Below are 2,724 nucleotides of genomic sequence, written 5' to 3'. Positions count from 1 at the left end.
TAGGTCGGCCATGCGGCACGGTTGCGGTGGGGGAGCCGAACACGTCGGCTGCGCCTGCCATCCGGAGCCGAGGACGATGGCCACGGTGTGCGTGTCGACTCCGGTTGCTGCGGCGAGTGCGTCGGCGGCGGTGCGCGCGGCACCCTCGGGATCGGTCACGGGGTCGGTCGCATGTGCGTCGGTGGTTGCCACGATGAACAACAGTAGGAGATCGTCGCCACGGATGTGCGACCGACAGAGGTTGCCACCAGCAAGTTACCCCCGAGTAGTATCCGCTGCATGCCATACCTCGAACGCGACGGCGACGTCCACATCCTGTTCCTCGGTGCCGAGAACGGCTCGGACAATCCGGAGAACCGACTGCATCCGGACTGGATCGACGCCGTGCATGCGTTGCTGGACGAGGTCGAGGCCTCGACCGGCCCGGCGGCGCTGGTCACCACGTCGGCAGGCAAGTTCTACAGCAACGGTCTCGACACCGATTGCTGTTCGCCAACCTGGACAAGATCACCTGGTACCTCGACCGCGTGCACACTCTCTACACCCGGTTGCTCGCCTTCCCGATGACCACCGTCGCGGCTGTGCAGGGGCACGCATTCGGCGCAGGCGCGATGTTCGCCACCTCCCACGACTTCCGCATCCAACGCGTCGATCGCGGCTTCTACTGCCTGCCCGAGGTGAACCTGAACATGCCGTTCACCGTGGGGATGTCTGCTCTGATCAACTCCCGGCTTCCCAAGCAGACCGCCGTCGAGGCCATGACGACCGGTCGCCGCTACGGCGGAGCCGACGCCGTTGCCGCCGGAATCGTCGAGGCGACGGCATCGGAGGAGTCGCTGGTGTCCGACGCGGTCGCGAAGGCGGCGGCGCTGACGAGCACCCGAGGTGCGAACCTGGCCGGGATCAAGAGTCGTATGCATGTGGATCTGCTCGCCGCGCTGAACACCGCGACCGACGACAGCAACTTCAGCTTCGGGAAGTAGCAGGACCGTCTTCACCCCCGACTGAAGCACAGCTGTTCCGACACTCGGTCGCGCTAGTGACACACTGTCTCTCGTGATCGACGAATCGAACAGTGCTGCCGTGGGCGAGGCGATGGACCGCGCCCTGGCCACCGCTACCGACGAAGTGGTCGCGCTCTCGCACTCGATTCACGCGGAACCGGAGCTGGCCTTCGCCGAACATCGCAGCGTCGCCAAGATTCTCGATACGCTCCGAGCCCACGATTTCGAGGTCGAGACAGCCGTCGCAGGCATGGACACCGCGTTCACCGCGTCGTTCGGCAGCGGCGATCTCGTCATCGGTATCTGTGCGGAGTACGACGCTCTGCCCGAGATCGGTCATGCGTGTGGGCACAACATCATCGCGGCCTCGGCTGTGGGTGCTGCGCTTGCGCTCGCCCCGGTCGCCGACGCACTCGGCATCACCGTGCGAGTGCTCGGTACCCCGGCCGAGGAGACCGGCGGCGGCAAGGTGCTGATGCTCGAGCGAGGAGTGTTCGACGGCGTCGGCGCGGCGTTGATGGTCCATCCCGGCCCCTTCGACATCGTGGGTGCGACCTCGCTGGCGCTCGCGGACATCGCCGTGAAGTTCACCGGCCGGGCCGCGCACGCGTCGGCAGCTCCCGAATGGGGAATCAACGCAGGCGATGCGGTGACCATCAGTCAGGTGGCTCTCGGGTTGCTACGGCAGCACCTCTCGCCGGGGCAGCAGTTGCACGGCATCGTCAGTGACGGAGGTGTGGCACCGAACATCGTGCCCGGCCACGCCGAGTTGCTCTACTACCTGCGCGCGAACACCACCGAATCGCTGCACGCTCTGACGGCGAAGACGTACGCGTGTTTCGAGGCGGGAGCCATCGCCACCGGGTGTACCCACAAGATCCGCACGGTGTCGCCCACCTACGCGGCGTTGACTCCGGATTCGTGGCTGGTCGCGGCTTTTCGGCAGGAGATCGAAGCGCTGGGCCGATCGCCCCTGGCTCCGGATTTGGAAGGATTTCGCCCGTTGGGCAGTACAGACATGGGAAACGTGACGAATGTTCTACCCGGTATTCACCCCGTCGTCGGACTCGATGCAGGAGGGGCGGTGACGCATCAGCCGGAGTTCGCCGCCGCGTGTGTCACCGAGTCGGCAGATCGAGCGTTGCTCGACGGAGCTCTCGGTCTCGCCAGAACTGCGGCGCGTGCCGCCGCCGATCCCAGTACCCGCGCCCGTCTGCTCGACGGCGTGATCGCCCGCTCGGCGGCGCAGTCGTGAGTACCCGCGAAGACGCGATCGATCGGTGGATTCACGCGCACACGGCAGATCTGTCTCTGTGGCGTCGGCACATTCACGCCAATCCGGAACTTGCTCGACGCGAATTCGGTACCACCGCGTTCGTGATGGAGCATCTCGAAGCAGCAGGTCTGTCACCCAAGCCGCTCCCGGGCGGAACGGGGTTGATCTGCGACATCGGACCCGACGGTCCCCGGGTGGCGTTGCGGGCGGACATGGACGCCCTACCGCTGCAGGAGAACACCGGCGCGGTGTACTCGTCGACCGTGCCGGGGGTGTCGCACGCCTGCGGGCACGACGCACACACCACGGTGCTGCTCGCGACCGGATTGGCGCTGGCGTCACTGCCGGACCTGCAGTACGGGGTGCGCCTGATCTTTCAGCCCGCCGAGGAGGTCATGCCGGGCGGTGCCCTCGACGCGGTGGCCGCGGGAGCGCTCGACGGCG

The 2,724-nt window shown here is 66.6% G+C and carries 2 protein-coding genes and 2 pseudogenes; 3 read left to right on the top strand and 1 reads right to left on the bottom strand.

The features are described from left to right. Nucleotides 1-192, bottom strand: a pseudogene (locus RHBS_RS26605) (purine-nucleoside phosphorylase); the annotation flags it as partial. A gap of 87 nt (nt 193-279) precedes the next feature. On the opposite strand from RHBS_RS26605, the pseudogene RHBS_RS26600 reads away from it, so the two are divergent. The 3 genes and pseudogenes from RHBS_RS26600 to RHBS_RS26590 all read left to right on the top strand — a co-directional run. Next, a pseudogene (locus RHBS_RS26600) lies at nt 280-983 on the top strand (enoyl-CoA hydratase/isomerase family protein). Between the two features lie 112 nt (nt 984-1,095). Continuing rightward, complete coding sequence (locus RHBS_RS26595; protein WP_121872543.1) at nt 1,096-2,259, top strand: M20 family metallopeptidase; 1,164 nt, start codon at nt 1,096-1,098, stop codon at nt 2,257-2,259. Then, nucleotides 2,256-2,724: amidohydrolase (locus tag RHBS_RS26590; RefSeq protein WP_128646851.1), on the top strand; the 469-nt coding region annotated here is incomplete at its 3' end. The genes RHBS_RS26595 and RHBS_RS26590, both read left to right, overlap by 4 nt.

Source organism: Rhodococcus sp. BS-15 (assembly GCF_000813105.1).
GTDB lineage: Bacteria > Actinomycetota > Actinomycetes > Mycobacteriales > Mycobacteriaceae > Rhodococcoides.
Note: the sequence above shows the minus strand (reverse complement) of the source record. Positions and strands in the feature narration are given on the sequence as shown.

Bases quoted from the DNA above. Each gene is read 5' to 3' on its own strand.
- RHBS_RS26595 (WP_121872543.1), top strand. From the start codon at position 1,096: ATGGACCGCGCCCTGGCCACCGCTACCGACGAAGTGGTCGCGCTCTCG.